The sequence below is a fragment of the Sphingomonas turrisvirgatae genome (assembly GCF_001721295.1).
Classification (GTDB): Bacteria; Pseudomonadota; Alphaproteobacteria; order Sphingomonadales; family Sphingomonadaceae; genus Sphingomonas; species Sphingomonas turrisvirgatae.
Genome location: NZ_MDDS01000046.1, coordinates 134843 through 158216, shown reverse-complemented (window position 1 = coordinate 158216; position 23374 = coordinate 134843). Strand labels below are relative to the sequence as shown.

Here is a 23374-nt window from a genome sequence, read left to right as displayed (position 1 = left end):
CGCCCGTTTCAGCGCCCGAAGAAGAGGAGCAGTTCGATGTCTACCCCTGCGCTCATGCCCGTTTACCCGCGGTGCGATGTGCGTCCGGTGCGAGGCGAGGGCTGCTGGCTGATCGGCGAGCGGGGTGAGCGTTATCTGGACTTTGCCGCCGGCATCGCCGTGAACGCGCTGGGCCATGGCCATCCGCACATCACCAGGACGATCGCGGATCAGGCGGCGACGCTGATGCACACCAGCAACCTCTATGGCTCGCCGCTGGGCGAGAAGCTGGCGCAGCGTATCGTCGATCATACCTTCGCCGACACGGTGTTCTTCACCAACTCGGGCGTCGAGGCGATCGAGTGCGCGATCAAGACCGCGCGCCGCTATCACTACGTCAACGGCAATCCGCAGCGGCACAAGCTGATCACCTTCAAGAACGCGTTCCACGGCCGTTCGATCGGCGCAATCAGCGCGACCGACCAGCCCAAGATGCGCGACGGGTTCGAGCCGCTGCTGCCTGGCTTCGACTATGTGAAGTTCAACGATCTGGAAGGCGCGCTCGCCGCGATCGACGGCGAGACGGCGGGCTTCCTGGTCGAGACGGTGCAGGGCGAGGGCGGGATGACCGCCGGCACGCCCGAGTTCATCACCGGACTGCGCAAGGCATGCGACGAGCATGGCCTGCTGTTGATCCTGGACGAGATCCAGTGCGGCTATGGGCGCACCGGCAAGTTCTTCGCCCATGAGCATTACGGCATCACGCCGGACATCATGACCGTGGCCAAGGGGATCGGCAACGGCTTCCCGCTGGGCGCGTGCCTGGCGACCGAGGAAGCGGCGAAGGGCATGGTGTTCGGCACCCATGGCTCGACCTATGGCGGCAACCCGCTAGCGATGGCGGTCGGCATGGCGGTGCTCGACGTGATGCTGGAGGACGGCTTCTTCGAGCGCGTCGAGCAGATGGGTGACTGGTTGCGCGCGGCGTTCGAGCAGATGATCCCCAATCACGATCACCTGTTCGACGAGATCCGCGGCAAGGGGCTGATGCTGGGCATCAAGCTCAAGGAGCCCGCGGTGGCACGCGACTTCGTGGCGCATCTGCGCGACAATCATGGGCTGCTGACCGTCGCGGCAGGCGAGAATGTGTTCCGCGTGCTGCCGCCGCTGGTGATCGACGAGAGCCATATCGCCGAATGCGTCGAACGGCTGAGCGCCGGCGCGCGCAGCTATGCGCCGCTGACCGACGACTGATCCTTCCGCCCGCCTGACCATAAGGCGGGCGCAACAGGGGGCCTGTTGCAATGACCTACCGTAACTTCCTTTCGCTGACCGATGCGGGTGCCGACGGCATTGCCGCGATGCTGGCCGATGCGATCGACCGCAAGGCCGCCCGCAAGGGCTGGCCCAAGGCGCGGCTAGACGTCGACGCGCCGCTCGCCGGCCGCGTGCTGGCGATGGTGTTCGAGAAGAATTCGACCCGCACGCGTGTCAGCTTCGATCTGGCGATCCGCCAGCTGGGCGGCGTGCCGATCATCCTCGACGCCGGGACCAGCCAGCTCGGCCGCGGGGAGAGCGTGGCGGACACCGCGCGGGTCCTGTCGGGCTACTGCGACGCGATCATGGTGCGCACCGACGATCACGCCAAGCTGCTCGAGATGGGGCATTATGCCAGCGTGCCGGTGATCAACGGGCTGACCGACGACAGCCATCCGTGCCAGATCATGGCCGACCTGCAGACGATCGTGGAGAGCGGCAAGTCGCTGCCGGGCCTGAAGGTCGCGTGGCTGGGCGACGGCAACAACGTGCTCGCCTCGATCATCGAGGCGGCGGGCCTGATGCAGTTCGACGTGGTGGCTGCGTGCCCACAGGGCTTTGCGCCGTCCGACGCGATGGTTGCCGCGGGGCAGGGGCGCGCGAAGGTCGTCGGCAACGCCGCCGAGGCGGTGGCGGGCGCCGATATCGTGGTCACCGACACGTGGATTTCGATGGGCCAGGACCATGCCGAGACGAAGCTTGCCGCGATGTGGCCGTTCCAGGTGAACGAGGGACTGATGGCGCAGGCGAAGCCCGATGCGAAGTTCCTGCATTGCCTGCCTGCGCACCGCGGCGAGGAGGCGACCGATGCCGTGCTGGACGGACCGCAGTCGCTGATCTGGGCGGAGGCGGAGAACCGACTTCACGCGCAGAAGGCGGTGTTGCGCTGGTGCTTCGGCCAGATCGGTTGAACTGACCGGGATCGCTTCTTACGTTCCTCGTGCCGGGCAAGCCGGCAACTCCCCCCGCGAGCACTGCCCTTGCGGCATGAGATCCCGGCATTTGCCGGGATGACGAAGGACGCATGATGACTGCCCCGACCCCGGACCGCGCCAACGCCGACCTCGACCGCACGGTCAACTTCACCATCCCCGGACGCCATGCGCGCGGCCGCGTCGCGCGGCTCGGTCCGGTGCTGAACCAGATCCTGTCGGCGCACGCCTACCCCCCTCCGATCGAGCGGGTGATGGCGGAGGCCCTGACGCTGACCGCGCTGCTCGGGTCGACGCTGAAGGACGCGGCCGGGCAGTTGACGCTTCAGGCGCAGACCCAGGGCGGCATCGTCAGCCTGCTGGTGTGCGACTACAAGGCCGGCGAGCTGCGCGGCTATCTTCAGTTCGATGGCGAGCGCCTGGCCGAACTGGGCGACAGTCCCTCGCTCTATGCGCTGTTCCACAAGGGGCATCTGGCGATGACCTTCGACCTTGCCAGCACGGGCGAGCGCTATCAGGGCATCGTACCGCTGGATGGCGAATCGATCGCGCAGGCGGCGGAAAACTATTTCGATCAGTCGGAGCAGATCCCGACGCTGGTGCGGCTGGGCATGCGGCACCAAGCGGATGGCAGCTGCGTGGGCGGCGGGCTGTTCCTGCAGCACCTGCCCGAAGGCGAAGCGGGCGGCGAGCGGTTGCACGTGCGCGAGGCGCATCCGGAATGGGAGCATGTCGAAGCGCTGGGCGCGACGATCAGCGAGGAGGAGCTGGGCGATCCCGCTCTACCGCTGGAGGATCTGGTGTGGCGGCTGTTCAACGAGGAACCCGAGGTGCGGCTGCAGGGTGAGGTGCCGCTGGTGCGCGGGTGCCGATGCGATGCGGCGTATATCGGTTCGGTGCTGGCGAAGTTCTCCGCCGCCGACCGCGCGGAGATGGCCGAGGATGGCGTGATCATGGTCGACTGCGCCTTTTGCGCGCGCAAGTTCCCAGTGTCTCTGGATGAGGCGGCTTGAGGGCGATTGTCAGTAACCTGGGGCGCCCAGTTGTGCTATTGGGGCGATGAAATGAGCAAGATTGCCAGCCTGTTCCTTGCGGCGGCGCTGATCGCCACCGGCTTTTCGGCTGCCGCGCAGAGCGGCGGCCTCGCCGCGCTGGGGCGGATCGAGCGTGGCGAATGGTCGCTGCGCGCGCCCGACGGCTCTACTCGCTCGATCTGCGTAACCGACCCCCAGGCGTTGCTGCAATACCGCCATCGCGGCGCGCAGTGCCAGCGCTTCGTGGTCGAGAACGGCGCCAGTGGCGGTCGGATCACTTACAGCTGCCCGGGGCTGGGCAATGGCGACACGCGCATCACGGTCGAAACGCCGCGGCTGATCCGGTTGGAGACGCAAGGGATCAATCGCGGCCTGCCGTTCACCGAGGAATATGAGGGCCGCAAGACCGGCGCCTGTGCTTCGGCCTCGCGATAGGCGGCGGGCCGGCTAGCTTGCTGCGCTGCGGCGAAGCGGTTACCTGCGTTACATGACCCACTCAAAGCTGGCCGTCGCCCTGATCTCGGGCGGGCTCGATTCCTATGTTTCGGCCGCCTGCGCACGCGCCGATGGCTATCGCCTGCTGGCGCTGTCGATCGATTATAACCAGCGCCATCATGTAGAACTGGCCGCAGCGCGACGGATCGCGAACGTGCTGGGGGCCGAGCGGCATGTCGTGCTGCCGCTCGACCTGTCGCTGTTCGGCGGATCCGCCCTGACCGCCGACATCGACGTGCCCAAGGATGGGGTGGGGGACGATATTCCGATCACCTATGTACCCGCGCGCAACACGATCTTCCTCAGCCTTGCGCTGGGCTGGGCCGAGGCGGCCGGTGCGCGCGACCTGTATATCGGGGTGAATGCACTGGACTATTCGGGCTATCCCGACTGCCGGCCGGAATTCGTTGCCGGCTTCGAGAAGCTGGCGGAGCTGGCGACCAAGGCCGGGGTCGAGGGCGAGCCGTTCCGCGTCCGCGCGCCACTGCTCGAAATGAGCAAGGCCGATATCGTGCGCAAGGGGACTGAACTGGGGCTCGACCTTGGCATCAGCTGGTCGTGCTACGACCCGGCGCCGGGTGGCGTACATTGCGGGCTGTGCGACAGCTGCCGCCTACGCTCGAAAGGATTCGAGGAATCAGGGATCGCCGATCCAACGACCTATGCCGTCACGCCATGAGCGGTCCGGAGGCCCGGCTGTGAGCTACTCGGAAGCCTTGTCGTGACCTATTCGGTCAAGGAGCTTTTCCTCACCCTGCAGGGCGAAGGGGTCAATGCCGGCGCGCGGGCGGTGTTCGTGCGCTTTGCCGGGTGCAATCTGTGGTCCGGGCGCGAGCAGGACCGGGCAAGTGCGATCTGCCGGTTCTGCGACACCGATTTTGTTGGCACCGATGGCCTGGGCGGCGGCAAGTTCGGGGAGGCGCAAGCGCTGGCGGCGGCAGTCGAGCAGCATTGGGGCGAGGGCGACGAGCGCCGGTTCGTGGTGCTGACCGGGGGCGAGCCGATGTTGCAGGTGGACGACGCGCTGGTCGACGCCCTGCATGCGCGCGGCTTTCGCATCGCAATCGAGAGCAATGGAACGTTGCCGGCCCATCCGCGCATCGACTGGGTTTGCATCAGCCCCAAGGCGGGCAGCACGGTCGTGCAGCGGCGCGGCGACGAGCTGAAGCTGGTGTGGCCGCAGCCGGGCAGCGACGTCGCCGAGATCGAGCGCTGGGACTTCGCGAACTTCCTGGTCCAGCCGATGGACGATGCCGACGCCGCCGCGAATGTGCAGGCGGCGATCGACTTTGCCATGGCCCGACCCAAATGGCGCCTGACGCTTCAGGCGCACAAGGCGCTGGGCTTGCGTTAGCGCTTGATGCAGCGACCCGGCTGGTAAAGCCCCTTGCGCCAGCATTTGTCGTTGTCGAACACGGGCGTGCCGGCCGATGCGACCTGATAGAACAGGCGCGGGAACTGCTGTTCACCCCAGCGGGTCATGCTGTTGCGCAGTTCGCCCAGGCTTTCGGCCGCAATCTCGCCGAACTGGCCGCGCGGCGCGAAGACCGCTTCGCGCGAAACCTGATCGGCGACCTGACAGAACATCAGCTGCGAGTAGACCGCCGAATAGCTGGAATACACGCGCGTGCCATATTGATCGAGCGCGGTCTGCCCGGCCTTGGCCGTCTTGGCGGTGCGCACGAAATATTTTGTGAGCGTTGCGTACGAGCTGTTCAGCTCGGCAGCATGATCCTTGATGATCGCATTGTAATTGGAGAGCGTCTGCAGCGTCGGCGCGAACTGACATTGCAGCGCGGCGACGTTCAGCGCGGCGCGCAGGTTCCACACCATCGCGGCGCGGATTTCCGCCGGACTGGCGTCGGGTAGCGCCTGACCCAGGATATTGGGTTCGGCGCCGGTGATGCGCGGGCTGGCGATATCGGGCGCGCGGAAATAGAATTGCGCCGATGCGGGAGCCGCGCTGAGCAGAGTGACAGCGCCGGCAGCGACCAACGACAAACGCGAAACTGGCATTCCTCAACCTCTTGCACGCGATACTGGAATTGCCATCGGTTAGGGACTTTTGAGTCCCGGCCCAAGCGAATTCTGGACCGACGCCAATTCCCGTTAACCGTTCGTCGCACTGGCCCGGCAGCAGCGGCGTGCCCGCGAATCGAAAGGGCCGCCCGTTGCCGGACGGCCCTCGCAAAAGCGTAAGTCGCGAAACGCGAGATTACATGCCGTTGCCCATCATGGTGTCGTTGCCGGCCATGTCGGCAGCCATGCCGGTGTCGTTGCCGGTCGCACCGTCAACGGCGGTCATGTTGTCGCTGACCGTGCCGTCGAGAACCGGGTCGGTCGCGTTCACGTCGACGACCGTGGTGTTCTCGACCGTGACGTTGTCGTTGCCGCCGCAAGCCGACAGCAGCAGCGCCGAGCTGGCGATCAGCGAACCGGCAACGGCCTTGGTGAAGAGCGCGCGCATGAATTAGGCTCCCTAGATAACAAAGGACGGGAGCCTGCAGCGTCGCAAACTCCCTAATCCGCGGTAGACATTAATCGGTTGTGTGCGTCCCCTCAACCCGGAAATTTGTCGCGATTGTGGCAGGCCGCCGGTGCACCCGGTTCCAGCTTTGCCAAAAAGGCCGGCAGGGTGGCGGCAAGCGCGGCATCGAACGCGGCGGGCGCGATGTCCTTGCCCAGCGCCGCAGCGCTGGTGACGGGAAACTCGGGCAGGCCGCACGGGACGATGCCGCCGAAATCCGCCAGGTCGGGCGACAGGTTCACCGAAAAGCCGTGCATCGTCACCCAGCGCTTCACCCGCACGCCGATCGCGCCGATCTTCGCTTCGCTGCCGCCGTCGCGCGTCCAGATGCCGATGCGGCCCTCGGCCCGGAACGTCTGGATGCCGAACTGCGCGAGCGCGTCGATCACCCAGGCTTCCAGCGCATGGACATAGCAGCGCACGTCTTTCGTCCGCCGGGCGAGGTCGAGCATGACATAGCCGATCCGCTGTCCCGGCCCGTGATAGGTGTAGCGCCCGCCGCGACCGGCCGGATAGACCGGAAAGCGCGGGTCGATCAGCTCGGCCGGGTCGGCACTGGTGCCAGCGGTATAGACCGGAGGATGTTCGAGCAGCCAGATCAGCTCACCCCGAGCGCCCTCCTGGATCGCGGCGACGCGCGCCTGCATCGTCGCCAGCGCTTCGGGATAGGGAATGCGGGATTCGGCGACTCGCCATTCGATGCCGTGTTTCGTGTCCATCACATGCCCGATGCGCCAGGCTCGTGATGCGCGCAACCATGTGGCGCCGGCGCGATCAATCCGCTAACGCACCGATGCAAGAGGGGTGGCTATGGTCAGCATGGGCAACGTCTGGGATCGGACGTCCGAGTTTCTGAGCGACAATCTGGCTGCGGTGCTGCCGATCGCGCTCCTCGGCATATTCGTGCCGTTGGTGCTCATCGACAATTTCGGTGCGCTGCAACAGGGCGCGACGCCGGGCTTGCGCCTCGCGCTGAGCATCGGGACCATCGTGGCGACGCTGCTGATGATCTGGGGCAGCCTGGCGATCACGGCGCTGACGCTCGACCGGGCGGCGGCGCGTTCGGCCGCCCGGCTGGCGCTGCGGCGGTTTCCGGCGTTCCTGCTCGTGCTGCTGGTCATGGGCCTCGCGCTGTTCGTGCTGATCATGCCGTTCGGGGTGATCATGGCGGTCGGTGGCGTCGATCTGACGACCGTGGCGCCCGACGCGATGCCGGCGATGAGCGGCGGCGCGGCCGCGATGCTTCTGCTGTATCTGCTTATGCTGCTGGTCGTCGGGCTGTGGCTGATGGCGCGGCTCGCGGTAGTCGCGCCGGCGATCGTCGGCGAGCGGCTGAGCGTTGCGGCGATCGCGCGATCCTGGCGGCTCACCCGCGGTGTGGCGCTGCGCATTTCCGGCGTGATCCTGCTGTATGTCGTCGTCTCCAGCATCGCGAGCAGCGCGGCCAGGTTCGGCGTGGGTGCGATCCTCAAGCTGCTGATCGGTAGCGACCCGGGCGTTTCCATCGCCACGGTGCTGACCAGCATCATCGTGGCGGCGGTTTCGACCGCATTTACCGTGCTGTATGCGGTGTTTGCGACCAAGTTGTTCGTGGCGCTGCTAGCGCGTGAGGGCGGGCGGCACGAGGCGGTCCGCGCGCAATGAGGCTCAGCTTTGGCGGCGTGCTTGCCGATGCCGTGATCCTGTGGCGCGCCGAACGCGACGTCGTACTGCGCATCGCGGGCGTTTTTTTCCTGCTGCCGGTGCTGGCGCTGGCGATGTTGCTGACGAGATTGCCCGAGATGGCCGAGGCATCGAGCCAGGCCGAGATGCTCGCGACGTTCCGCGCCTTCTACACCGCCAACTTTGCGTGGCTGCTGCTGGTCAGCCTGGCTGTCGACTTTGGCAGCTTCGTGCTGCTCAACCTCTTCCTCCACGGCAATCGGACGGTGCGCGACCTGCTGCTCGCCTCGCTCGCGCGCTTCGTGCCGTTCGTGCTGCTCGGCTTCGTGACCGGCACGGTCGTGAACCTTGGCTTTGCGCTGTGGGTCTTGCCCGGGATCTACCTGTTCGGGCGCAGCTGGATGATGGGCGCGGCCTATGCCGGCGAGCCGGAGCGCGGCTTCCTGGCGGCGATCGAGCGTGGTTTTCGCCTGAGCGCCGGCAATGGGTGGCGGATCGCGCTGCTCGGCTGCGGCACGGTGGCGGTCATGGGCTCGGCGGCGCTGGTGCTCGCGATCCTGACCCAGGCGATTACCCTGCTGGCCGGCGGTGCCGCGTGGGTTCAGGCAATCATGCTGGTGCCGGTCGCGGCGGCGGGCGCCGCAGCGTATATCGCGTTCACGCTGGTCCGCGTCGCCATTTATCGCCGGCTGGCGGGATCGATCAGCGGCACGTGAGGCGCCGCGTCGCGCGGCAGATGGCCTGACAGTCGGGGGTCGGCAAAGGTTTCGACCGAGCGGGCATACGGCGCGAAGCCTGACGCGCGGTAGAAGCCCAGCGCGCGCGGATGGTCGAGCGTGCAGGTGTGAACCCAGACGCGGCTGACGTCCGGCCGCCAGGCCCGCAGCAGCGCCTGTGCCATCAGCCAGCGGCCATGGCCTTGCCCCGTGAGTTCCGGCACCAGTCCGAAGAAGGACAGCTCGCACGTCGCCGCGACTCGGAAATCGAGTTCGAGCAGCCCGATCTCGATGCCGCGCGGATCAGCCACCGCATGGATTTCGAGCGCAGGGTCATGGATGATCCCGGTCAAGCGCTCGTCCGTCATGACGAGGCGCGAAAACCACAGCCACGGCGCGCCGACCCGCTGGAACAAGGCGCGGTATTTGGCGGGCGCGGGATCCACCCAGCGTACCAGCCGCAGCGGGGAATCGGGCAGGGGGCGGGGGCGGGGCCGCTCCAGCATCTCAAGGCTGGTGACCACCGCCGCGATCTCGCCCGGCTTGACGGCGATCAGACCCATTGCGTCACGACCATGTCGCGAGCGGCGGCAGGCTCATCAGGATGGCGTCGATGTTGCCGCCGGTCTTGAGCCCGAACAGCGTGCCACGGTCATAGACCAGATTGAATTCGGCGTAGCGGCCGCGCCATTCCAGCTGCTGCGCCTTGTCGGCAGCGGTGAACGGCGTCGCCATGCGCCGCCGCACGAGGGCGGGGAAGATGTCGAGAAAGGCGCGTCCGACATCCTGGGTGAAGGCGAAGTTTGCCTTCCAGTCGGCGGCTTCGTCGCTGGCAAGGTGGTCGTAGAAGATGCCGCCGACGCCGCGATGCACCTTGCGATGCGGGATATAGAAGTAATCGTCGGCCCATGCCTTGAAGCGCGGATAATGGTCCGGGTCATGTGCATTGCATGCGGCCTGCAGCCGCGCATGGAAATCGACGGTGTCCTGGTCATAGGGGATCGGCGGATTGAGGTCCGCGCCGCCGCCGAACCAGCGCTTGGTCGTAACCAGGAAGCGCGTGTTCATGTGGACCGCCGGCACGTGCGGGTTGGCCATATGCGCGACCAGACTGATGCCCGTGGCGAAGAAGCGCGGATCGTCCGCCGCGCCATTGATCGTCTTGGCGAAATCCCCCTCGAACGTGCCGCCCACGGTCGAGACGTTGACGCCGACCTTCTCGAACACCTGACCCTTCATCACCCCGCGCACGCCGCCACCGCCCGGCTCGCCCGAGGGATCGGTGCGGTCCCAGGCAAGATAGTCGAACGTCGCGTCCGATCCCGCCTCGCGCTCGATCGCCTCGAATTCGGCGCAAATGAGGTCGCGCAGCGATTCGAACCAGGCGCGTGCCTTTGCTTGCTGGGGGTCGAGTTCGATCATTGCGGAAAGCCCTTGGTTTGTCGCAGCGCCTCGGCCAGTGCGATGCCGGCCGAGACCGAGAGGTTGAGTGAACGCGTGATCGGCCGCATCGGAATGCGCACGCGCAGGTCGGCGCGGGCATGGACGTGATCCGGTGCGCCCGCGCTTTCCGATCCGAACAGCAGAATGTCGTCGCCCGCGAATTGCGTTTCGTCAAACCGGGTCGCGCTCTTCGTCGTAAAGAGTGCAATACGGCCGGTGACGGTGGCGAGGAACGCGTCCCAGCCGGCATGCCGCGTGACGCTGACATGATCGATATAGTCCATGCCGGCGCGTGCGACGCGCTTGTCGTCCCAGGCGAACCCCATCGGCTCGATCAGGTCCACCGCGACGTCGAAGCACGCGCCGATGCGCAGGACGGCGCCGACATTGCCGGCGATATCGGGCTGGAACAGGGCGAGGCGCATGGCAATGCCGATAGGGCGGCGGCCCGCCGGTCACAAGGGCGGCAAAAAGGCGGTTGGCAAAGGCGTCATGTGGCGTCTATCAGGCCGGCAACCACCGGGGGCACCGGGGGGCTCGGCGTGGCGTTCGCGCGTCTCGTCGTATCCGAATTCGAGGACGCGCCAAGCGTCCCTGTTTCAAGAAGTGCAAGGGCTGATGCATGGCAACGCTTGATGAAGCTGTTCCTCCTGGTGAAGTGCAAGACGCGCCCGCCGATCCCCGCCGCCGCGATTATCTCGCGATCGGCGCGGTCGCATGGGCCGGCGTTGGCGCTGGCGTGATCGCCCTGCCGCTGATCAACCAGATGAGCCCGTCGGCCGACGTGCTCGCGCTGTCGACTACCGAACTCGACGTCTCGGCGATCCAGCCTGGCCAGTCGATCAAGGCGACGTTCCGCAAGCAGCCGCTGTTCGTGCGCAACCTGACGCCGAAGGAAATCGCCGAGGCGGACGCGACGCCGGTCAGCGACCTGCGCGATCCGCAGACGCTGGAAGACCGCACCAAGCCGGACAAGAAGAACTGGCTCGTCACCCTGGGCGTCTGCACGCACCTTGGCTGCGTGCCGCTGGGCGCAGGCGAGGGTGAGAACAAGGGGCCGTTTGGCGGCTATTTCTGCCCGTGCCATGGCTCGGCCTATGACACCGCCGGCCGCATTCGCAGCGGTCCTGCGCCGACCAACCTGACGGTGCCAGAATATGAATTCATCTCCGACACCACCATTCGTGTCGGCTGAGGGGGCATAGAACAATGAGCTTTCCCTGGGCCAAGCAATATGAGCCGAAGCACCCGCTGATGAAGTGGGTGGACGACCGGCTTCCGCTTCCGCGCTTCGTCTACAACGCCGTCGGTGCCGGTTATCCCGTGCCGCGCAACCTCAACTATTTCTGGAACTTTGGCGTGCTCGCCGGGATGTTCCTGGCGCTGCAGATCGTCACCGGCATCGTGCTGGCGATGCATTATGCGGCCAATGCCGGGATCGCGTTCGATAGCGTCGAGCACATCATGCGCGACGTGAACGCCGGCTGGTTCATCCGCTATGCGCACGCCAACGGCGCATCAATGTTCCTGCTCGTCGTCTATATCCATATCGCCCGCGGCCTGTGGTACGGGTCGTACAAGGCGCCGCGCGAGATGGTGTGGCTGCTGGGCGTCGTCATCTTCCTTCTGATGATGGCGACCGCGTTCATGGGCTACGTCCTTCCCTGGGGCCAGATGAGCTTCTGGGGCGCGCAGGTGATCACCGGCTTCTTCTCGGCGATCCCGGGCGTGGGCGAGACGATCCGCGTGTGGCTGCTCGGCGGTTTCGCGCCGGACAACTCGGCGCTCAACCGCTTCTTCTCGCTCCACTATCTGCTGCCGTTCGTGATCCTGGGCGTGGTGATCCTCCACATCTGGGCGCTGCATATCCCCGGTTCGAACAACCCGACCGGCGTCGAGGTGAAGAGCGAGCAGGATACCGTGCCGTTCCACCCCTATTACACCGCCAAGGATGGTGTGGGCGTGGGCGTCGCGCTGCTGATCTTCGCCGCGCTGATCTTCTACGCGCCGAATCTGCTGGGCCACCCGGACAACTACATTCCGGCCAACCCGCTCTCGACCCCGGCGCACATCGTGCCCGAATGGTACTTCCTGCCGTTCTACGCGATCCTGAAGGCCTTCACCTTCGACTTCCTGTGGATCCCGGCGAAGCTGTGGGGCGTGCTGGCGATGTTCGGCTCGATCCTGCTGCTGTTCTTCCTGCCGTGGCTGGACACCTCGCCGGTGCGTTCGGCGAACTATCGTCCGACCTATCGCATCTTCCTGTGGATCCTGCTCGTCGACGTGCTGGTCCTGGGGTACATCGGGGGCGCCGCGCCGACCCCGGCCGTGATCCTGATCGGGCAGATCGCGACCATCTATTACTTTGCGCACTTCCTGCTGATCCTGCCGATCGTGTCGATGATGGAGCGGCCGCGTCCGCTGCCGAACTCGATCACCGAGGCGGTGCTTGCGGGCAAGGGTGGCACGTCGCCGGCGCAGACCGCGCTCGCGACCGAATAAGGGGCTGATTTAACATGGTTCGCATTCTTGGCGGCTTGGTTGGCCTCGGCTTCGTCCTGGCCCTGCTGCTCGGCATCTATGACACGGTGTCGAACTGGATCTCCAACCCGCCCCAGGCAACGGCGGAGCACGAGTTCCACGAGCATCCGCGCAAGGCCGGATTCTCGTTCGAGGGCGTGCTAGGCAAGTACGACAACCGACAGCTGCAGCGTGGTCTGCAGGTGTACAAGGAAGTCTGCGCCGCCTGTCACTCGTTGCGTCTGGTGTCGTTCCGCGATCTGGAAGCGATCGGCTATAGCGAAGGCCAGTTGAAGACGATCGCCAAGGGCTTCCAGGTTCCGTCGATCAACCCGGAAACGGGCGAAGCGGCGACGCGTGATGGCCTGCCTTCGGATCGTTTCCCGCTGGTCTATGCAAACGACGTGGCTGCGCGCGCTGCCAACAACAACGCGATTCCGCCCGACCTGTCGCTGATGGCGAAGGCACGTCACGACGGCGCTAACTATATCTACTCGCTGCTGACCGGCTATCGTGAGCAGGCCGGTTACAAGAACGAAAAGGGCGAGGAGCTGCTGAAGCAGTTCCCGGAGACGAAGACGCCCGAGGGGCTGCACTTCAACCCCTATTTCGCGACGTTGAACCTCGCGATGGCGCCGCCGATCCAGGATGGTCAGGTGACTTATTCCGACGGCACTGCGGCGACCGCCGACAACTATGCCAAGGACGTCTCGGCGTTCCTGATGTGGTCGGCGGAGCCCAAGATGGGCGCGCGCAAGACCGCGGGTTTCGCTTCGCTGATCTTTCTCGTGATCTTCTGCTTCCTCGCTTATGGCGCAAAGAAGCAGATCTGGCGCGGCGTGAAGGACTAAGGTCCGCCGCACCGGCAACGATCGAGCGGCCCGGGGAGCGATCCTCGGGCCGTTTGCTTTGAAGGGAACGATATGAGCACCGCCAATGACGACCTGCGCGGGCTGATCCGCACGATCCCCGATTTTCCCAAGCCAGGCATCATGTTCCGCGACATCACCACGCTGCTGCTCGACCCGGCCGGCTTCGCGTGCAGCGTCGAGCGGATCGTGGAAGGGGTGGACGGCCCGGTCGATCTGGTGGCTGGGATCGAGGCGCGGGGCTTCATCTTCGCCGCGCCGGTTGCCCTGGCGCTGGGGGCAGGGGTGTTGCTGGTGCGCAAGGACGGCAAGCTGCCCGGCGCCACCATCGCGGAAGATTATGCGCTGGAATATGGCACCGACCGCATCGCCATCCATGCCGACGCCTTTGCGCCAGGTGCCCGTGTCCTGTTGATCGATGACTTGATCGCGACCGGCGGCACGGCGCGGGCCGCGGTGCGGCTGCTGCGCAAGGCGGGCGCGCAGGTCACGCACGCGGCGTTCGTCATCGACCTGCCCGAACTGGGCGGCGCCGACGCACTGCGCGCAGAGGGGATCGAGGTGGCCACGCTGGTCCCCTATGCCGGCCATTAGGCGGAACCCGGGCGGCGTATCTCCCGTTCTTTATGGGTGAGGGTGGTTAACACCCGTGGAGAAAGCCCATGGTTCTCAAGCGTATCCTGTCCGCCGGCCTGCTGGGCGCGGCGGCGTTCGGCCTGTCGGCCTGTACCGATGGCTATGGCTATTCCGGCGTTTCGCTGGGCTATGGCGGCGGCGGTTACGGAGGCGGCTATTATGACGGCGGCTATGGCTATGCCGGCGCGTATGGCGACCCCTATTGGGGCTGGTACGGCGACTATTACTACCCCGGTAGCGGCTACTACGTCTATGATCGCAACCGCCGCCCAGTCCGCTGGAACGACAGTCAGCGCCGCTACTGGGAGCAGCGTCAGCAGGCCTGGCGTGGCGACCGGCGCGAGGTGCGGCAGAACTGGCGCGACTTCGCGCGCGACCGGCGTGGCGATGACCGCGCATTCAGCCAGGATCGTCGTGGCGATCGCCAAGCCTATCGCGGCGGGCAAGCGACGCGTGAGCAGTTTCGCGCCGAACGCCGCGACGACCGACGCGAGTATCGCCGCGAATATCGTCAGGAACGGCGCGAGAACCGGCGCGACCAGCGACCGCCGCGATGATTCAGGCGGCAGGCCGTCGCCGGGCGATCATGCCGCGTGCGATGAAGGTCATCACCGGCTCGTCATGCTGGTTGATGACCGTCATCCGGTTGAGAAAGCTGCCGCGCTCCGGCCGCCGCTCGGAAGGCTTTACCTCGATGATCTCGGTCTCGCAGTGAAGCGTGTCGCCGGGGAATACGGGCTTTAGCCAGCGCAGCTCGTCGATCCCGGCCGCGCCCAGGCTGGCGGTCGCGTTCGCCTTCATATCCTCGACCACCATCGCCATCGTCATGGCACAAGTGTGCCAGCCGCTGGCCGCCAGCCGCCTGAAATGAGTCTGCGCCGCCGCCTCGTCGGAGAGGTGGAATGGCTGAGGATCGTATTTCGTGGCGAACGCCAGCACTTCCTCACGCGTCACGGCATAGCTGCCGAACCTTGCTTTCTGGCCGACAGCCAAGTCTTCGAAATAGCGCATGGCAGCCAGTTTCGGCGCGAAACCCGATCTTTGCAAGCTTGGCGAGCGGTTGCGTGCACCCTACCTTGGTGAGCAATGCCATCCGCCAACCCCATCGCCCTTGGCCTGCGCGCTCGCCTGATCGGCGTGGTGCGAACAACGTTCAACGATCAGGCACGAGGGGAGAAGCCGGTTCAGCGCAGCGGCCACGCCCTGTTCCCGCGCGAGTCGGTGACATGGCGGGTCCATGGGGATGTGACGACGATGATGGTTGGCGGCGTTGCGTCGCTGTTGCTGCAGATGCTCCACCCCGCGGTGCTCGCGGGGGTATGGGATCACAGTGCATTCCGCACCGACATGCTCGGCCGCCTGCGCCGAACCGCGCGCTTCATCGCCGAGACCACCTATGCCGACCGCGACATCGCGGAGGCGGCGATCGCCAGGGTTCGCGCGGTGCACGAGCGGGTAGGCGGGACGTTGCCCGACGGCACACCCTATCGCGCCGACGATCCGGCGCTGCTTGCCTGGGTGCATGTGACCGAGATGTGGAGCTTCCTGGCGGCGTGGCAGCGTTACGGCCGGCCGATCACGCGACCTGAGGAAGATATCTATTATGCCGAAACCGCGCGTATCGCGGAAGCGCTGGGCGCGGATCCGATCCCGCGCAGCAAGGGCGAGGCCGACGCGCTGATCGCAACGATGCGGCCGCAATTGCTAGTTGACGAACGGACGCGCGAGGTGGCGCGATTCGTGCTGAACCAGCGCCCGCCCAGCATGGCCGTCGCGCCGGCACAAGCGGCCATCTTTGCGGCAGCGGTCGACCTGCTGCCGGAATGGGCGCGTGCGATGCACGGGTTCAAGCGTCCGCCGGCCGTCCCGCTGGTGCGCGGATCGACCCTCGCCATTGCCAAGACGTTCCGCTGGGCATTCGGCTGACGGGAACCATCATCACGGCAGCGAATTGAGCCGGCATGACAGCCGATACCTATGCCGCCGATCGATCCGCCCTTGGCAACGGGGTGGCACTTCGCGCCATCGTCCTGTTGTGCGCGATCCTGCAAATTGCAATTCCCGCGCTGCCGAGCCTGGGGATCGGCGAACCGATCGGCGATCGCTCCGACGGGGTCCGCACGCTGATCACGCCGGCGGGGTTCGCATTCTCGATCTGGGGCGTGCTGTATTTTGGTTCGACCGTATACGCGATCTGGCAGTTGCTGCCGGCTCAACGTGACAACGCGCTGACTGCTCGCCTCGCGCTGCCAGCGGCCGGCGCCTTCCTCGGCAATGCGCTATGGGCAGGCTATACGCAAAGCGCCGGGCTCAGCATCATCTCGGCGCTGATCATCGTCTTCACGCTGGTCAACCTGCTCGCGATGCTACGCATCTTTGCCGCACAACGCGAATTCACGCGGGCCGAGCGGGTGTGCGCGGTGCTGCCGCTCAGCCTGCTCGCCGGCTGGCTGACAGCGGCGACGATCGTCAACATCGCCGCTGCGCTCAACTATCACGAGGTGACGCTGCCGTTCGCTGCGCCCGCCGTGGCGGCGGTCATCCTGCTCGTCGGCGGCGGGATCGTCGCCGCGGCGCTGGTCGGAACGCGCGGCAACTTGTGGTATCCGCTGCCGTTCCTGTGGGCGCTGTGGGGCATCATCCAGCAGGGCGGGCAGCGATACGACGCCGTGCTCTATTCCGCGCTTGCCTCTGGCGCGATCGTGCTGGTGACGCTCCTGATCCTGCTGGCCGCACCCGACCGCCGCCGCTATCTGGGATAGCGGGGGGCCAGGTCAGACGTTGAAGCGGAACAGCATCACGTCGCCGTCCTGAACGACATATTCCTTGCCTTCCGAGCGCAGCTTGCCGTTGTCGCGCGCGCCGGCTTCGCCACCGAACTTGACGTAATCTTCATACGCGATCGTCTCGGCGCGGATGAAGCCGCGTTCGAAGTCGGTATGGATCTCGCCAGCCGCCTGCGGCGCCTTTGCTCCGACATGCGTGGTCCAGGCGCGCGCTTCCTTGGGACCGACGGTGAAGAAGGTGAGCAGGTGAAGCAGCGAATAGCCGGCGCGGATCACGCGGGCGAGGCCGGTTTCCTCAAGCCCCAGTTCGCCCAGGAACTCGCCCCGCTCCTCAGCGGGCATGGTCGCGATCTCGGCCTCGATCGCGGCTGAGACGACGACGGCTTCGGCACCTTCCGCCTTTGCCTTGTCGAACACGCGTGCCGAGAAGTCGTTGCCGTTCGCGGCGTCTTCCTCGTTGACGTTGCAGACGTACAGCACTGGCTTGGCGGTGATCAGCTGCGCCTGTTTGAAGACGCGCTCTTCTTCGGCGTCCTTGGGCTGGACCAGTCGCGCAGGCTTGCCCTCACGCAGCAGGTCGAGTGCCTGACCAAGCACGCTGGCGCCGATCTTGGCTTCCTTGTCGCCCTGCGCTGCCTTCTTCTGAAGGTTCGGCACGCGCTTTTCGAGACTTTCGAGGTCGGACAGCATCAGCTCGGTCTCGACCGTCTCGGCGTCCGCGATCGGATCGACCTTGTTGTCGACATGCTGAATGTCATCATTTTCGAAACAGCGCAGGACATGGACGATCGCATCCACCTCGCGGATGTTACCCAGGAACTGGTTGCCCAGACCCTCGCCCTTGCTCGCGCCGCGCACCAGGCCCGCGATATCGACGAAGCCCAATTGCGTCTCGATGATCTTGGCCGACCCGGCGATCTTTGCCAGCGCCTGCAACCGATCGTCCGGCACCGCGACGTTGCCGACGTTCGGCTCGATCGTGCAGAACGGATAGTTCGCCGCCTGCGCCGCGGCGGTTTCTGTCAGCGCGTTGAAAAGCGTCGATTTGCCGACATTCGGCAGGCCGACGATACCGCAGCGAAAGCCCATCTTCTGGTCCTGTAACTCGGGAAAGGCGCGCAGATAGGGCGGTCGCGGGCAAAAGGCCAGACATGACGAAGCCCGCCGGTCTTCGAACCGGCGGGCTTCGCGTTCAATTCACGGTCGGATCAACGGCAGCGCACGTTGCCGCGTTCGATCTCACGGCCGAGCAGGCCGCCGCCCGCGCCGCCCAGCACGATGCCGAGCAGATCGCCGCCGCCGACGGCGCCGCCAAGCAGTCCGCCGAGCGCGGCGCCCACGACCAGACCGGTCGTGCCGTCCTGGCGGCGACAGTAATAACGATTGTCGCGGCCGCGATAGATGGTGTCCTGACGACCGAGGCGGCGCTCACGGTAATTGCCCTGTCGATAGGCGCGGGAGGCATCCCAGCCACGCTGATCGCCGCGCCAGCGATAGTCGTTCCGACCACGATTTTCGCTGCGATAACGGCGGTCGCGCCGTTCGTTCCACTCGCGGTCGCGCTGCGCCTCGCGTTCCGCCCAGCTTTGCGCCTGCGCCTCGCCCGACAGGACCGGAGCGCTGACGACCGGAGCCGCCAGCGCCAGCGCCAGCATTGCGGTGAATCCCTTACGCATATCAAGTCTCCTGAAGCTGACGGTCAAACCGGTTCAGGACCGAAATGGTTCCGGCAGGGCCGTCAGCGATAGTTGAAGCTGATGCTGATCCGTTCGCCCTTGCCGGCGTGCGGCATGACTTCGTGCCGCAGCCAGCTTTCCCACAGGAAGATGCTGCCTGGGCCGGGTTCGGCATAAATGAAGGTGTGCAGATCCTCCGGCGCATCGGCACGGCGTGGCGGCGCTGCCATCAACAGAGGGAGGCGCGGGTCCTCAAGCTTCAGCGCGCCGGCGCCGGGTGGCACCTCGACATAGATCGTGCCCGAAACGATGCTGTGGGGGTGGATATGGCCGCTATGCGTGCCGCCGGGCTTCAGGACGTTGACCCACAGGCTGTCGAGCTTGAGCTTGCGCCCGCCAAGATCGAACGCGCAGGCATCGGCAAAGCGCGCGACCTGCCGGTTCAGGTGCCGGACGAGGTCGGCGAAGCGCGGATCGCGCGCGGGCAGGTCGTTCAGCGAGGCATAGGACGTATAGCCGCGATAGCCATGCGCCCGAGACCAAGCGCGGCCGGCGCCATCCTGTTGCGCCAGGTCGCGGCAGGCTTCGGCGAGTTCATCGAGCAGCGCGGCATCGTCCAGCTGCGTCTGCGAAAAGCGGGTCGCGAAAAGCGTGCGGATGGTCATGGCCCCGCAGAGCATGGCGGCGCGTGCCGCGCAAGGCGCATGGTTGACAGGCGGGGAGGGGCGGCAAGGCTGACGGCAACCGGAGAGGAAACAGCATGAAACATCTTGCCATCCTGACGCCGCTGGCGCTGCTCGCGCTGACCGCGTGCGAGGACAAGGCTGCGCAGCAGGCCGCCGCCGAGGCGCGCGCGAAGGCGGAAGCGACCGCACAGGCCAAGGCGCTATCCGATGCGCTGATGGTGAACGTGCGCTGCTATGCCGGGATCAAGTGGCAGCAGGTGCCGTTGCAGCGCGGCGGGATCGGCGACCCGCAGCTCTATGTCGATTATTATCGCGGGATGATCGAGAAGAAGCTGGGCGACGCAGCGATCCCCGCCGCGCCGCCCGCGCCCGAACTGTCGAAGGCGACGCTCGACGCCTATCTCGATTGGGCCGTGAAGGACTATATCGACACCAGGTTCACCGCGGACCGCAAAGGTGCAATCGACACGGTCTCGGCATGCGTGCAGAGCGCGGCCGAGTTCGGCACTGGTCCGATGGCAAAGCTGAACCCGGCGCAGCGGTTCGATAAGATGGAGTATCTGCGCGATCATCTGCGCCAGCGCGGGGCGTGAGCTTCAAGCGCTCACGCGCGGGGTTCCGTTTAGGGCCCGACCGCGCTACCGCAGCGCTCATTGACATAGGACGAGCTGGGCCTCGTTCATCTGCGGTAAAGGCGCTGCGCGCCTTGCAGGGACAGACGTAACAGGAGTTGCAGTATGATTCGCCGTTCCGCCATTATCGCCAGCGCCGTGGCAGTGCTGGCCATTGCCGGCTGCAACAGCAAGGACGACGACAGCTCGCCCACGCCCACGCCGACCCCCACGCCGACGCCGACGGCTTCGGCAACGCCGACCTATGCGGCGTTCCCGCTGACGGCCGCGAGCGAACTGTTCTCGGTCAGCGCGTCGACCAGCTATAGCGGCGACCCCACGGTCGGACCCGTCACGCTGGGTACGGCGGGCACCGACGGCTTCTCGAACCGTGTGCGCTTCGCGCTGCAGAACACGGTGACTTCGGCGCAGACGGCCGAGACGGTGGTTCGTGAGAATACCGAGGAAAACCGCTTTACCGGCGCCGACCTGCTGACTGCACCGGCGGCAGGCGTGACCGAATATGTCTATCGTGAGACGACCGCGCCGACGACGCCCGGCGCATTCTATCAGCTCGACCTGCTCAACAACACGGTGAGCGGCGCGGTGACCAGTGATGCGGCGCTGGCGCTGTCTCGCGTAACCTATGCCGGCTGGTGGCGCGGGGAGAGCACCGCGGGCACCAAGCGCGTGACCTATGCTACCATGGGCTATCCGACGCTCAACACCGACATGCCGACCACCGGCACCGTCACCTACACCGTCCGCGTGGCCGGCCGTTCGGTCGTCGCGCCGGCGGCGGGTGCGAGCTCGGTCGAGAAGCTTGGCGGCACGGCCACGCTGACGATCAATTATGCAACGGGCCTGGTCACGCTCAACATGACGCTGACCCGCGGTGCGACGGCCTATGGCACGTTCACCGGCACCGGTGCGATCACAGCGGGCAACAACCAGTTCACTGGCAGCTTCGGCACCGGCAGCACGGCCGGCGGCACGTTCCAGGGCCTGGCCTATGGTCCGCAGGCCGCCGAGATCGGTATCAGCTTCGCCATCACCGGCCCGGTCGCCGGCGGCGACAGTCGTGCGGTGGGCGTGGTGGTCGGCAAGAAGAGCTGATCGCCGCTACCGCGAATTCCGCAGGGCCGGGCGGCGACGTCCGGCCCTTTTCGTTTCAGGGGATTGCCTGCAACCGCAAGGCGACGTCGTTCATGAAGCGCGTATTGTCCCCCTCGGCCAGCCAGCGCGCCTCGGCCGCGATGGCGCCGAGCAGGTCGGACAGCGGCTCGATCTCGCTCTTGGCATAGTTGCCCAGGACCCAGCCGGTCACCCGGTCCTTGTGCCCGGGATGGCCGATGCCGATCCGCACGCGGCGAAAATCCGCCCCGACATGCGCGATCGCGCTGCGGATACCGTTCTGCCCCGCCGCGCCGCCGCCGCGCTTCACCTTCACTTTGAACGGCGCAAGATCGAGTTCGTCATGGAAAACGGTGACGTCCGCGACGTCCAGCTTGTAGAAATCGAGCGCGGCGCGGATCGATCGGCCGCTTTCGTTCATGAAAGTGGCGGGCTTCAGAAGCAGGATCGGTGCATTGCCGATCCGCCCTTCCTGAACCCAGCCCTGAAACTTCTTGGCCGGCGGCGTGAAGCCATGCACCTCGGCGATGGCATCGGCGGCCATGAAGCCGACATTGTGACGGTTCATCGCATATTGCGCCCCCGGATTGCCCAGGCCGACCCACAATTGCATCGTTCAAACCCCGAAACGAAGATCGCCCCCGCACCTTGCGATGCGGAGGCGATCGGGATCAACAGACCGGAAGCGGCTTATTCGCCGTCCGTCGCCTCGCCCTCGGCAGTGTCGCCTTCGGCTTCACCCTCAGCCGCGTCGGCTTCGGCCGCCGCATCTTCCGCCTCGACCGAGACTGCGGTCGGCGCGGTGATGCTGGCGATGGTGGCCGTATCGTCCATGGCCGCCGTCGCGCCCTTGGGCAGGGTTATGTCGGCCAGGTGGATCGACGAGCCGGCTTCCAGGCCCTTGAGCGAAACGTTGATTTCGCTCGGGATCTCGGCCGCATCGACGGTCAGCGACAGTTCGTGCGCCACGATGTTCAGCACGCCGCCGCCCTTGAGGCCGGGTGCGTCTTCCTCGTCGGTGAACACGACCGGCACCGCGACGGTGACCTGGGCATGCTCGCTGATGCGCAGGAAATCGATATGGACCGGACGGTCGGTCACGACGTCGAGCGCCACGTCCTTGGCCAGCGTGCGGATCGCCTTGCCACCCGCGCCCTCGATCATGATGACCGAGTTCATGAAGTGGCCGGTGTTCAACGCCTTGATGAGCGCACGCTCTTCAAGGTGGATGCCCAGCGGTTCCTGCTTGTTGCCGTAGATCACGGCGGGGACGCGGCCTTCGCGACGGAGTGCACGGGAGGCTCCCTTGCCAACCCGATCACGCGTCTCGGCCGACAGCGTAAGCGTATCGCTCATGTGTCGTATTCCTATGCGCTAATGGTTCATTCCCGGCCAGGCCTCCAGGGATGACCCTGGCCGGAAGCGCGCGCCACTAAGGCAAAAGGCCGTCAAAGGCAACCCGACGGATCAATATGCCACGCGTTCGACCTTCAGGCCCTTCTCCGCCAGCATCGCCTGAACACTGTTCTTGCCGGCAAGGTGCCCGGCGCCGACCGCCATGAACACCGTCCCCGGCTGCTGCATGCGCCGCACCACCCAGTCGGCCCAGTGCGCATTGCGCCGCGTGACCAGCGCCTGTGCGATTTCGGGCGATGCTTCCATCGCGCGGTTCATCTCGGCCCCCACGGTCTCGGCATCGCCCGCGCCCCAGGCGTGGACGAAGCGGGCCGTGCGCTTGCCCGCCTCTGGCAGGTCCTTGACCGTTGCGTCCAGCATCGCGCTCTGCGCCGCGCCGGACAGCGTGTCGAACAGCATCAGCTGGCTTTCCGCCGTCTCCAGCGCATAGACGCGCTTGCCAGCGTCCGCCGCGGCATCGTGCAGGGTCGCTTCGACTCCCGCGTCTGCGGCATAGCCAGCCTTTGCCACCGCCAGTTGCGACAGCGTCAGCGCGGCGAGCCACGGTTCCAGCCGGTCGATCTCGCCGCGCGCCATGCCCAGCTTCTGTGCGGCGGCATCGACTTTTGCGGGGAAGGGCGGGCCGCCGCGCGCACCCAGCCGGGCGGCAAGCGCGGCGATCGCGGCCGGATCGGGCTTCGCGATCTCGGTCACCAGTTCGTCGCTTGCGTCGAATGCCTCACGTACCCCGTCGTCGAACCATTGCGTGCGCGGCTGAAGGACATGCACCGTGCCGAACAGATAGATGGTCGTATCTTCGTCCTCCACCACCCATAAAGCCGGATCGGCGTCCTCGGCGAACATCGAGCAGCCGCCAAGGCACAAGGCGGCGAGGGTGAGGACGAGGCACTTGAACATCGCACCAGCACAAGCCGATCCCACCTGCCGCCGTCAAC

30 protein-coding genes are annotated in these 23374 nt (G+C 66.1%); 17 read left to right on the top strand and 13 right to left on the bottom strand.

All coding sequences use genetic code 11. The annotated features are described in order from the left end of the window. Positions 1 to 36 precede the first annotated feature (36 nt). From BFL28_RS15310 to queE, 6 genes are all read left to right on the top strand, one after another. Positions 37 to 1233, top strand: a complete 1197-nt coding sequence (locus BFL28_RS15310) for an aspartate aminotransferase family protein (protein ID WP_069321401.1) — start codon at positions 37 to 39, stop codon at positions 1231 to 1233. 50 nt (positions 1234 to 1283) lie between these two features. Further along, the gene (gene argF / locus BFL28_RS15305) at positions 1284 to 2207 is read left to right on the top strand and encodes an ornithine carbamoyltransferase (RefSeq protein ID WP_069321400.1); all 924 of its coding nucleotides are present in this window, start codon (positions 1284 to 1286) and stop codon (positions 2205 to 2207) included. Between the two features lie 116 nt (positions 2208 to 2323). Beyond that, positions 2324 to 3241: an Hsp33 family molecular chaperone HslO gene (locus tag BFL28_RS15300; protein WP_069321449.1), complete on the top strand. Its 918-nt coding sequence runs from the start codon at positions 2324 to 2326 to the stop codon at positions 3239 to 3241. 51 nt (positions 3242 to 3292) lie between these two features. Next, positions 3293 to 3697, top strand: coding sequence for an invasion associated locus B family protein (locus BFL28_RS15295; protein ID WP_069321448.1), 405 nt, complete (start codon positions 3293 to 3295; stop codon positions 3695 to 3697). Positions 3698 to 3749: 52 nt separating this feature from the next. Then, complete coding sequence (gene queC, locus BFL28_RS15290) at positions 3750 to 4436, top strand: 7-cyano-7-deazaguanine synthase QueC (RefSeq protein WP_069321399.1); 687 nt, start codon at positions 3750 to 3752, stop codon at positions 4434 to 4436. 42 nt (positions 4437 to 4478) lie between these two features. Continuing rightward, positions 4479 to 5111 carry a 7-carboxy-7-deazaguanine synthase gene (gene queE / locus BFL28_RS15285; RefSeq protein ID WP_069321398.1) on the top strand — a complete coding sequence of 211 codons (633 nt, stop codon included), beginning with the start codon at positions 4479 to 4481 and terminating at the stop codon, positions 5109 to 5111. Here the strand turns inward: queE and BFL28_RS15280 are convergent. From BFL28_RS15280 to lipB, 3 genes are all read right to left on the bottom strand, one after another. Further along, positions 5108 to 5773, bottom strand: coding sequence for a hypothetical protein (locus BFL28_RS15280; protein ID WP_069321397.1), 666 nt, complete (start codon positions 5771 to 5773; stop codon positions 5108 to 5110). The genes queE and BFL28_RS15280 overlap by 4 nt on opposite strands. Positions 5774 to 5972: 199 nt before the next feature. After that, positions 5973 to 6224 carry a hypothetical protein gene (locus BFL28_RS15275; protein ID WP_069321396.1) on the bottom strand — a complete coding sequence of 84 codons (252 nt, stop codon included), beginning with the start codon at positions 6222 to 6224 and terminating at the stop codon, positions 5973 to 5975. Between the two features lie 92 nt (positions 6225 to 6316). Further along, positions 6317 to 7003, bottom strand: coding sequence for a lipoyl(octanoyl) transferase LipB (gene lipB / locus BFL28_RS15270; RefSeq protein WP_069321395.1), 687 nt, complete (start codon positions 7001 to 7003; stop codon positions 6317 to 6319). 100 nt (positions 7004 to 7103) lie between these two features. On the opposite strand from lipB, the gene BFL28_RS15265 reads away from it, so the two are divergent. Further along, positions 7104 to 7928 (top strand): hypothetical protein, encoded by an 825-nt coding sequence (locus BFL28_RS15265; protein WP_173655769.1) that lies wholly within the window; start codon positions 7104 to 7106, stop codon positions 7926 to 7928. Next, the gene (locus BFL28_RS15260; RefSeq protein WP_131818663.1) at positions 7925 to 8662 is read left to right on the top strand and encodes a hypothetical protein; all 738 of its coding nucleotides are present in this window, start codon (positions 7925 to 7927) and stop codon (positions 8660 to 8662) included. Before BFL28_RS15265 ends, BFL28_RS15260 begins: the two co-directional genes overlap by 4 nt. On the opposite strand, the gene BFL28_RS15255 is transcribed toward BFL28_RS15260, so the two are convergent. The 3 genes from BFL28_RS15255 to BFL28_RS15245 are packed head-to-tail and all read right to left on the bottom strand — an operon-like array spanning position 8626 to position 10530. After that, the gene (locus tag BFL28_RS15255; RefSeq protein WP_069321392.1) at positions 8626 to 9225 is read right to left on the bottom strand and encodes a GNAT family N-acetyltransferase; all 600 of its coding nucleotides are present in this window, start codon (positions 9223 to 9225) and stop codon (positions 8626 to 8628) included. The two genes, BFL28_RS15260 and BFL28_RS15255, sit on opposite strands and share 37 nt — an antisense overlap. A 4-nt stretch (positions 9226 to 9229) precedes the next feature. After that, the gene (gene hemF / locus BFL28_RS15250) at positions 9230 to 10084 is read right to left on the bottom strand and encodes an oxygen-dependent coproporphyrinogen oxidase (RefSeq protein WP_069321391.1); all 855 of its coding nucleotides are present in this window, start codon (positions 10082 to 10084) and stop codon (positions 9230 to 9232) included. Continuing rightward, complete coding sequence (locus BFL28_RS15245) at positions 10081 to 10530, bottom strand: tRNA (cytidine(34)-2'-O)-methyltransferase (protein WP_069321390.1); 450 nt, start codon at positions 10528 to 10530, stop codon at positions 10081 to 10083. Before BFL28_RS15245 ends, hemF begins: the two co-directional genes overlap by 4 nt. Positions 10531 to 10727: 197 nt before the next feature. Between BFL28_RS15245 and petA the strand changes: the two genes are divergently transcribed. The 5 genes from petA (at position 10728) to BFL28_RS21265 (ending at position 14687) form a co-directional block, all read left to right on the top strand. Further along, positions 10728 to 11300 carry a ubiquinol-cytochrome c reductase iron-sulfur subunit gene (petA, locus tag BFL28_RS15240; protein WP_069321389.1) on the top strand — a complete coding sequence of 191 codons (573 nt, stop codon included), beginning with the start codon at positions 10728 to 10730 and terminating at the stop codon, positions 11298 to 11300. Positions 11301 to 11314: 14 nt separating this feature from the next. Further along, positions 11315 to 12607, top strand: coding sequence for a cytochrome b (locus tag BFL28_RS15235; protein ID WP_069321388.1), 1293 nt, complete (start codon positions 11315 to 11317; stop codon positions 12605 to 12607). Positions 12608 to 12621: 14 nt separating this feature from the next. Beyond that, a complete protein-coding gene (locus tag BFL28_RS15230) occupies positions 12622 to 13476 on the top strand; it encodes a cytochrome c1 (protein WP_069321387.1) in 855 nt (284 codons plus the stop codon). 72 nt (positions 13477 to 13548) lie between these two features. Continuing rightward, the gene (locus BFL28_RS15225; RefSeq protein WP_069321386.1) at positions 13549 to 14088 is read left to right on the top strand and encodes an adenine phosphoribosyltransferase; all 540 of its coding nucleotides are present in this window, start codon (positions 13549 to 13551) and stop codon (positions 14086 to 14088) included. Between the two features lie 68 nt (positions 14089 to 14156). Then, on the top strand, positions 14157 to 14687 hold the full coding sequence (locus BFL28_RS21265) for a hypothetical protein (protein ID WP_069321385.1): 531 nt from the start codon (positions 14157 to 14159) through the stop codon (positions 14685 to 14687). A 1-nt stretch (position 14688) separates the two neighbouring features. Here the strand turns inward: BFL28_RS21265 and BFL28_RS15215 are convergent, their stop codons facing one another. Then, positions 14689 to 15141 (bottom strand): MaoC family dehydratase, encoded by a 453-nt coding sequence (locus BFL28_RS15215; RefSeq protein WP_069321384.1) that lies wholly within the window; start codon positions 15139 to 15141, stop codon positions 14689 to 14691. A gap of 75 nt (positions 15142 to 15216) precedes the next feature. Here BFL28_RS15215 and BFL28_RS15210 point away from each other — a divergent pair, with 75 nt between their 5' ends. After that, positions 15217 to 16056: an oxygenase MpaB family protein gene (locus BFL28_RS15210; RefSeq protein ID WP_069321383.1), complete on the top strand. Its 840-nt coding sequence runs from the start codon at positions 15217 to 15219 to the stop codon at positions 16054 to 16056. 35 nt (positions 16057 to 16091) lie between these two features. Beyond that, a complete protein-coding gene (locus tag BFL28_RS15205) occupies positions 16092 to 16892 on the top strand; it encodes a hypothetical protein (protein ID WP_069321382.1) in 801 nt (266 codons plus the stop codon). A 12-nt stretch (positions 16893 to 16904) separates the two neighbouring features. Here BFL28_RS15205 and ychF read toward each other — a convergent pair whose 3' ends face one another. The 3 genes from ychF to BFL28_RS15190 form a co-directional block, all read right to left on the bottom strand. Then, positions 16905 to 18005, bottom strand: a complete 1101-nt coding sequence (gene ychF / locus BFL28_RS15200) for a redox-regulated ATPase YchF (RefSeq protein ID WP_069321381.1) — start codon at positions 18003 to 18005, stop codon at positions 16905 to 16907. Between the two features lie 119 nt (positions 18006 to 18124). After that, the gene (locus BFL28_RS15195; RefSeq protein WP_069321380.1) at positions 18125 to 18592 is read right to left on the bottom strand and encodes a glycine zipper 2TM domain-containing protein; all 468 of its coding nucleotides are present in this window, start codon (positions 18590 to 18592) and stop codon (positions 18125 to 18127) included. A gap of 62 nt (positions 18593 to 18654) precedes the next feature. Next, positions 18655 to 19257, bottom strand: coding sequence for a TIGR02466 family protein (locus BFL28_RS15190; protein WP_069321379.1), 603 nt, complete (start codon positions 19255 to 19257; stop codon positions 18655 to 18657). A gap of 95 nt (positions 19258 to 19352) precedes the next feature. On the opposite strand from BFL28_RS15190, the gene BFL28_RS15185 reads away from it, so the two are divergent. Together BFL28_RS15185 and BFL28_RS15180 are read left to right on the top strand one after the other, a co-directional pair. Continuing rightward, positions 19353 to 19871: a hypothetical protein gene (locus BFL28_RS15185; RefSeq protein ID WP_069321378.1), complete on the top strand. Its 519-nt coding sequence runs from the start codon at positions 19353 to 19355 to the stop codon at positions 19869 to 19871. A gap of 144 nt (positions 19872 to 20015) precedes the next feature. Beyond that, positions 20016 to 21005: a transferrin-binding protein-like solute binding protein gene (locus BFL28_RS15180; protein WP_069321377.1), complete on the top strand. Its 990-nt coding sequence runs from the start codon at positions 20016 to 20018 to the stop codon at positions 21003 to 21005. 55 nt (positions 21006 to 21060) lie between these two features. Here BFL28_RS15180 and pth read toward each other — a convergent pair whose 3' ends face one another. From pth to BFL28_RS15165, 3 genes are all read right to left on the bottom strand, one after another. Further along, complete coding sequence (gene pth / locus BFL28_RS15175) at positions 21061 to 21636, bottom strand: aminoacyl-tRNA hydrolase (protein WP_069321376.1); 576 nt, start codon at positions 21634 to 21636, stop codon at positions 21061 to 21063. 77 nt (positions 21637 to 21713) lie between these two features. Next, positions 21714 to 22379 (bottom strand): 50S ribosomal protein L25/general stress protein Ctc, encoded by a 666-nt coding sequence (locus BFL28_RS15170; protein WP_069321375.1) that lies wholly within the window; start codon positions 22377 to 22379, stop codon positions 21714 to 21716. A 111-nt stretch (positions 22380 to 22490) separates the two neighbouring features. Then, positions 22491 to 23336 carry a TraB/GumN family protein gene (locus tag BFL28_RS15165; RefSeq protein ID WP_069321374.1) on the bottom strand — a complete coding sequence of 282 codons (846 nt, stop codon included), beginning with the start codon at positions 23334 to 23336 and terminating at the stop codon, positions 22491 to 22493. Between the last annotated feature and the right edge of the window lie 38 nt (positions 23337 to 23374).